Raw genomic sequence first — 6,368 nt, 5'->3', positions numbered from 1 at the left:
CAGCAGGTTCATCACATGCCGCCGAGAAGCCATGCCCGGCAGCACATACCACCCGACCCAAGATCCCTACCACGTGACACATGTATCGGGACTTCAACGCTGACAGATGTCATGGGACTGAACAGCCCTCATGACGACCGCTTCCTTCCAAGATCTCTGCGTGGATCGACGCGAAACGCCAGGAGTGCCGTTGATCATGCAGTTGCGGCCCGGACTCAAGCCACAAACCCGGCACCCGAGGGGCCGCGGCTGCAAGATCAGCGAGGCGAGGAGGCGGAGGCGGAGGCGGAGGCGGAGTTGGTGTGGATCAGGACCGTGGCACCCGCGGAGAGGGGGGCCAAGAGCCACTTCAGGGGCTGCTCGTCCTCGGTCGGGTCCACCCGGAGGCGGTCGCCGGGGTGCAGATCGAGCTGGGTGGCGATCTCGGCGGCCAGGCGACGCCACGCCCCGAAGCTGGTGCCGTCCGCGGTGGCCGGCCCGGACGGGTCGACTGCCGTGTAGTCCGGCGGGTCGGTGGGGTGCCGCAGCACCTCGGCCGACCAGTCCAGCCAGCCCGGCGGCACCTCGCCGAGCGGCCCCGGACCGGTGCCCACCAGATAGCGGTGCGTCCCCTCGGGCACGTCCTCCAGCCAGTCGTCGAGGCGTTCCGGGGTCACGAACACCGCGTCGTACGGCCGGTCCGCGCCCGGTTCCAGCACCGGCAGGCCGGCCAGCGCGCGGGGACGGAACGACACCGTCAACCCGACCGACCAGGCCCCGAGCAGCACCGCCGCGGTACGCCAGTGCGGCGGCAGCAGCACCGCCACCCGGTCACCGGGGCGCAGCCCGCAACCGTCGCGGAGCAGCCCGGCGCTGCGGGCCGTCCACTCGCCCAGTTGCGGCCCGGTCAGCTCGGTGCGCTCGCCGGTGGCGTCGTCGAGGTAGGTCAGCAGCGGCTCGTCGGTTGCGACGGCGGCGGGTGCGCGGGTGGCCATCGGATGTGCTCCTCCCTGGCGGTCAGCTCACCCTAGCCGGGTGAACCGGTCGACCAGGAGGACCAACCGCCGCTCGTGTTCCGCCCGGCGAAGGCGGCCGTCGCGGCCGCGCTCGCGTACACGGTGCCGACCTGTGCCCCGGCGAGCCCGGCGGCGGCGCTGGTGGGCGGCGCGTGGTGGCGGGTCAGCCGGTCGGCAGCTCGGGACCGCCGTCGAGCAGCGGCGCCAGCAGGTCACCCTGCTTCTCCACCCGCTTGAGCACCTCCCCGGCGGTGTACGGCCGCGTCGACGGCCGCTTCCCGGCCGCCCCGGCCTCCACCTCGTCCCAGGTCAGCGGCGTCGACACGGCCGGCACCGGCTGGGCCCGCAGCGAGTACGGCGCCACTGTCGTCTTCGCCGCGTTGTTCTGGCTCCAGTCGATGAAGACCTTGCCGGGCCGAAGGTTCTTCGCCATCTTCGACACGACCAGCTTCGGGTGCGCCTGCTCCAGTTCCTGCGCGATCCGCTTGGCGTAGTCGGAGACGATCTCGGCGTCCTGCGTACCGGCGATCGGGCAGCACAGCTGCATGCCCTTCTTCCCGGACGTCTTCGGGAACGAGGAGATCCCGTCGGAAGCCAGCCGGTCGCGCATCAGCAGCGCCACCTGGCAGCACTGCTTGAGCGCGGCCGGGGCGCCCGGATCCAGGTCGACCACCATCATGTCCGGGTGCGCGCCGATCTTCCACTGCGGAGTGTGCAGCTCCAACGCGGCCAGGTTGGCCAGCCACACCAGCGTGGGCAGCTCGTCGCAGACCACGTAGTCGATGGTTTCCCGCCCCTTCGTGGAGCCGGGGGCGGGCAGGTTCTCGGTGCGTACCCAACCGGGCGTCGCGGCGGGTGCGTTCTTCTCGAAGAACGAGCCGCCGTCGACGCCGTTGGGAAACCGGATCCGGGTCAGCGCGCGGTCGTTCAGGTGCGGCAGCAGCACCGGGGCGATCCGGGTGTAGTAGTCGATCACCTCGCCCTTGGTGAAGCCGGCCTGCGGGAAGAGCACCTTGTCCAGGTTGGACAGCTCCAGCGAGCGCCCCTCGACCTCGACCTTGAGCCGGTCAGCCGGCATCGTCGACCTCCTCGGGCGGCTTGTCCGGGCGCAGGCGCAGGATGCGCGGGAAGCGCAGCCTCCCGTCCGGCGTGCGCTGGCCGTACTTGACCTCCACCACGATCCGGGGAGTTACCCAGATCGCGCCGCGGGCATCCTCGCGCGGCACCCCGGCGGCGAACGGCGACGCGGTGGTCCGCAGCGGTTCCAGCTCACGCAGCAGTTCCCGTTCGATGGCCGCGCCGATCCCGCCGCCGACCCGCCCCCGGTAGATCAGCCGCCCGTCCGGGCCGGGCACGCCGACGAGCAGACCGCCGACGCGCCGCGCGCCGGGCCGCCAGCCGCCGACCACGAAGTCGCCGGTGACCTCCAGCTTGACCTTCACCCAGTCCGGGGAGCGCACGCCGGGCCGGTAGAGCGAGTCGACCCGCTTGGCCATCACCCCCTCCAGCCCGTGCTCGCCGGCCGCCGCGTAGGTGGCCGCCCCGTCGCCGAAGACCGGCGGCACCGCCCACCGGGCGGCGCCGAGCCCGAGCGACTCCAGCGCCGCCCGCCGCTCCCGCCACGGCCGGGCGGTCAGGTCCTCGCCGTCGAGCCGCAACAGGTCGAAGATCATGTACGTGACGGGTACGGTCGCCGCCAGCCGAGCCGCCTTGGCCGGGTTGCGCACGTGCATCCGTTCGGCGAGCGCGGTGAACGAGGGCTGCCCGTCGGTGAAGAGGACCACCTCGCCGTCGAGCAGCGCGTCACCGACCTGCTCGGCCAGGTTGAGCAGTTCCGGGTACGCGGTGGTGATCTCGACGCCGGAGCGGGCGTAGAAGTGCCGGTCGCCGCGGGAGATGTCGGCGAGCGCGCGGACGCCGTCCCACTTGAACTCGTACGACCAGGCGGCGCCGGCCGGGAGCTGCCCGGTCGTCGCGAGCATCGGCTTCAACGGCGCGCCGGGCACGTTCCGACTGTAGTTGGGTGCGGAAGCGCGTGCGTCCCGTTCGATCGTTTGCGATTCTGGTGGTCAACCGGGGAGAGGAGCGCGGGTATGCGGGCGATCTGGAAAGGAGCGGTGTCGTTCGGCCTGGTGTCGATCGGGGTGAAGGTCTACTCGGCCACCGAGGAGAAGGACATCCGTTTCCACCAGGTGCACCGTGAGGACGGCGGCCGGATCCGCTACAAGCGCACCTGCTCGGTCTGCGGCGAGGAGGTCACCTACGACGACATCGCCAAGGGGTACGACATCGGTGGTGGCGAGATGGTCATCCTCACCGACGAGGACTTCGCCGACCTGCCGTTGAGCACCTCGCACGCGATCGACGTGCTGGAGTTCGTACCGGCCGAGCAGGTCGATCCGATCCTCTACAACAAGGCGTACTTCCTGGAGCCGGAGGGCTCGGCGACGAAGCCGTACGTGCTGCTGCGCGACGCGCTGTCCGACTCGGAGCGGGTGGCGATCGTCAAGGTGGCGCTGCGCCAGCGGGAGCAGCTCGCGACGCTGCGGGTCCGCGAGGGCGTGCTGCTGCTCAACACCATGCTGTGGCCGGACGAGATCCGCCGGCCCGACTTCGGTTTCCTGGACGAGGACCTGAAGGTACGCCCGCCGGAGCTGGCGATGGCCAGTTCACTGATCGACTCGATGGCCGGCGAGTTCGAGCCGGACGCCTTCACCGACGACTACCGGGCGGCGTTGCAGGAGGTCATCGACGCGAAGGTCGAGGGCCGCGAGGTGGTGCAGCCGGAGGAGGAAGAGGCCGCGCCGGCCGCCGCGGTGGACCTGATGGCCGCGCTGAAGGCATCCGTGGAGCGGGCCCGGGCGGCCCGGGGCGAGGCGCCGTCCGGCGGTGGGGCCGAGCCGACGCCGATCTCGTCGGCCCGATCGGCGAAGAAGGCCGCGAAGAAGGCCCCGGCCCGGAAGCCGGCCGAGAAGAAGGCCGAGCCGGCGAAGAAGACGGCCGCCAAGAAGACCCCCGCGAAGAAGACGGCGGAGAAGAAGACCGAACCGGCCAAGAAGACCGCCGCCAAGAAGACGACGGCGAAGAAGGCCGCCGCGAAGAAGAGCGCCTGACGCGCGTACGGCCGGGGCCCCGCCCTCGGTGGAGGGCGGGGCCGGACCGCTCAGCCTCGCCCGAGCTTCTCGGTCGGGGTGACCCGGACGATGACGCGCTCCTCGCCGGGGCGCCGCCACGGGTACGTGTCCTGGCCGAGGTACTTCTTCGCCAGCCGGTCGATGTGCTCGTCGGCGCCCTCGGTGACGAACTCGACGGTGCCCTTGATCCAGAGCGTGCGGAAGTCGTCGGCCTTGTCCGCCACCGACACCGCGACCACCGGGTTGCGGGCCATGTTCAGGTACTTCTGCCGCCCCTTGGCCGTGTTGAACACGATGTGCTCGCCGTCGGTGTCGACCCAGACCGGGGTGACGTGCGGGGTGCCGTCGGCCTCGATCGTCGCCACGTGCGCGAGCTGCGGCTCGCCGAGCAGGGCCAGGTCTTCTTCGCTGAGGATCGCCATGCCCGAAACGTACCCTGTGCGGTGCCCCCGTATCGGTCTCCGTGTCCTGATCGGTGCGGGCGTATGGGCACGCTGGGGCTCTGGGCGGGTACCGTGTGCGCTGGCCTCGGCGGCGGCCCGCCGGGGGCGCACCCACCCACCCTGCAGGGAGTCGACGTGAGCGAGCGTGTGGAGAACCGGTCGGAGGGCCAGGCCGCCCCGGCCACCAAGGCAGGGCGGCGGCTGGCTGCCCAGCTGGCCGAGAAGAAGGCCGCCGAGGCGCGTCGCCGCCGGCAGTCGATGCTCGGCGCGGCTGTCGGCGTGCTCGCCGTGGTGGCCCTGGTCGGTGGCCTGGTCTGGCTGAACAGCGGGGACGACGACAAGGCGGCCACCGCCGGCTCCTCGGCCAGCCCCACCGCCCCGGTCGAGCCCACCGAGATGCCCGCTCCGGAGCTGCCCGCCGGCATCGACCCGGCGCTGAAGACCAAGCCGACAGTGCAGGCCGGCACCGGCGAGCTGACCAAGCTCACCGTCACCACGCTGGTGAAGGGCACCGGGCCGGCGGTGAAGGCCGGGCAGAACATCACCACCAACTACGTGGGCGTGTTCTACTCCGACGGCAAGCAGTTCGACGCGTCCTGGGACAACGGCCAGCCGGCCACCTTCCAGATCGGCGTGGGCCAGGTCATCAAGGGCTGGGACCAGGGCCTGGTCGGCGTGCCGGTGGGCAGCCGGGTGCAGCTGGACCTGCCGGCCGATCTGGCGTACGGCAACGACGCCGCCGGTGGCCGCCCGGCCGGGCCGCTGCGCTTCGTCGTCGACGTGCTGGCTGCGCAGTAGCTCACTCCAGGCTTCCGTCCGGTCACCCTGCGGCAGTAGGTTCATGGTCACCGCGGGCGGCACGTCCGTCCGCGGTGATCTGCTCACCGACGCGGAGGTGCACGTGGCGGCGCTGGACGGGGCCGGGGCGACCCGGCAGATGTGGACGCTGTACGAGCCGGTCCACGCGGTGACCTACTTCCACCCGCGGGCCCGCGCCGCGTTCGAGGCGGTCGGGCTGCGCGGCTACTGGCGCGGCTACTTCGCGGGGCGGGCCGCGCCGCTCGGCGCGGTCGACGCGCCCGCCGTGACCGCGGCGTTCTTCAGCTTCGCGCCGGCCATGGTGGCCCGCGCGCTGCCGTCGGTGTGGCGTCTGGCCACCCCGGAGGAGGCGCTGCGGGCGCGGCTCACCGGTGGTGTGCAGGCGCTCGCCGAGTTCACCTACGAGCTGCCCGAGTCGCATCTGGTCGAGGCCGCCGACCTGCTGGAGGAGGCGGCCGCGCGGGTGGACGTCGCCGGCCGGGTGCTCGGCGCGGTGACCGCCGCCCTGCCCCGGGGCGAGTACCCGCTGGCCCGGCTCTGGCAGGCCGCCACCACGCTGCGCGAGCACCGCGGCGACGGCCACGTGGCGGCGCTGGTGACGACCGGGCTGGAACCGGCCGAGGTGGTGGCCTGGCGGTGCCGGGTCGACCAGTCCCGCGAGTTCCACCAGCCCGCCCGGGGCTGGACCGACGAGCAGTGGACCGCGGCCGAGGAGCGGCTGGTGGAGAAGGGCTGGCTGACCCCCGACCGGACGGCCACGCCGTACGCCACGGAGACGTTCCGCGTGGTCGAGGAGGCCACCGACCGGGCCGCTGCCGGGCCGTGGCGGGCGCTGGGCGCGGAACGTACCGCCCGGCTGCGGGACCTGCTGGAGCCGATCGCTACCCGCTGCCGCACGATCATCCCGGCCAAGGCGCCGATCGGCCTGCCGGCGCAGCGGTCGGTCGGAGCCGCGCTGCCACGGTGAGCCGGGCCGC

Annotated in this window: 7 protein-coding genes; 3 read left to right on the top strand and 4 right to left on the bottom strand. The window is 72.5% G+C overall.

Features of this window, described 5'->3' with window-relative positions; translation table 11 throughout:
- Positions 1-257 precede the first annotated feature (257 nt).
- From BAW75_RS28410 to ligD (BAW75_RS28395), 3 genes are all read right to left on the bottom strand, one after another.
- Entirely contained in the window at positions 258-974 is a 717-nt protein-coding gene (locus tag BAW75_RS28410) for a TIGR03089 family protein (protein WP_104115564.1), read from the bottom strand.
- Between the two features lie 184 nt (positions 975-1,158).
- Complete coding sequence (gene ligD / locus BAW75_RS28400; RefSeq protein WP_104115563.1) at positions 1,159-2,073, bottom strand: non-homologous end-joining DNA ligase; 915 nt, start codon at positions 2,071-2,073, stop codon at positions 1,159-1,161.
- The gene (gene ligD / locus BAW75_RS28395; RefSeq protein ID WP_104115562.1) at positions 2,063-3,001 is read right to left on the bottom strand and encodes a non-homologous end-joining DNA ligase; all 939 of its coding nucleotides are present in this window, start codon (positions 2,999-3,001) and stop codon (positions 2,063-2,065) included. Before ligD (BAW75_RS28395) ends, ligD (BAW75_RS28400) begins: the two co-directional genes overlap by 11 nt.
- An 87-nt stretch (positions 3,002-3,088) precedes the next feature.
- On the opposite strand from ligD (BAW75_RS28395), the gene ku reads away from it, so the two are divergent.
- Positions 3,089-4,108, top strand: a complete 1,020-nt coding sequence (gene ku / locus BAW75_RS28390) for a non-homologous end joining protein Ku (protein WP_043327190.1) — start codon at positions 3,089-3,091, stop codon at positions 4,106-4,108.
- A gap of 50 nt (positions 4,109-4,158) precedes the next feature.
- Here ku and BAW75_RS28385 read toward each other — a convergent pair whose 3' ends face one another.
- Positions 4,159-4,551 (bottom strand): PPOX class F420-dependent oxidoreductase, encoded by a 393-nt coding sequence (locus BAW75_RS28385; protein WP_043327192.1) that lies wholly within the window; start codon positions 4,549-4,551, stop codon positions 4,159-4,161.
- A 63-nt stretch (positions 4,552-4,614) separates the two neighbouring features.
- Here BAW75_RS28385 and BAW75_RS28380 point away from each other — a divergent pair, with 63 nt between their 5' ends.
- Positions 4,615-5,370 carry an FKBP-type peptidyl-prolyl cis-trans isomerase gene (locus BAW75_RS28380; RefSeq protein WP_104115561.1) on the top strand — a complete coding sequence of 252 codons (756 nt, stop codon included), beginning with the start codon at positions 4,615-4,617 and terminating at the stop codon, positions 5,368-5,370.
- A 139-nt stretch (positions 5,371-5,509) separates the two neighbouring features.
- Positions 5,510-6,358: an SCO6745 family protein gene (locus BAW75_RS28375; protein ID WP_208635330.1), complete on the top strand. Its 849-nt coding sequence runs from the start codon at positions 5,510-5,512 to the stop codon at positions 6,356-6,358.
- The last annotated feature ends 10 nt before the right edge of the window (positions 6,359-6,368 follow it).

The sequence above is a fragment of the Micromonospora chalcea genome, assembly GCF_002926165.1.
GTDB lineage: Bacteria > Actinomycetota > Actinomycetes > Mycobacteriales > Micromonosporaceae > Micromonospora > Micromonospora chalcea.
The sequence above is the reverse complement of the archived record's forward strand: the minus strand, read 5'-3'. Positions and strand labels throughout refer to the sequence as shown.

Excerpts from the sequence above, each read along its gene's own strand:
- BAW75_RS28410 (WP_104115564.1), bottom strand. The coding sequence starts at position 974 with ATGGCCACCCGCGCACCCGCCGCCGTCGCAACCGACGAGCCGCTGCTG.
- ligD (WP_104115563.1), bottom strand. The coding sequence starts at position 2,073 with ATGCCGGCTGACCGGCTCAAGGTCGAGGTCGAGGGGCGCTCGCTGGAG.
- ku (WP_043327190.1), top strand. The coding sequence starts at position 3,089 with ATGCGGGCGATCTGGAAAGGAGCGGTGTCGTTCGGCCTGGTGTCGATC.
- BAW75_RS28385 (WP_043327192.1), bottom strand. The coding sequence starts at position 4,551 with ATGGCGATCCTCAGCGAAGAAGACCTGGCCCTGCTCGGCGAGCCGCAG.
- BAW75_RS28380 (WP_104115561.1), top strand. The coding sequence starts at position 4,615 with ATGGGCACGCTGGGGCTCTGGGCGGGTACCGTGTGCGCTGGCCTCGGC.
- BAW75_RS28375 (WP_208635330.1), top strand. The coding sequence starts at position 5,510 with ATGTGGACGCTGTACGAGCCGGTCCACGCGGTGACCTACTTCCACCCG.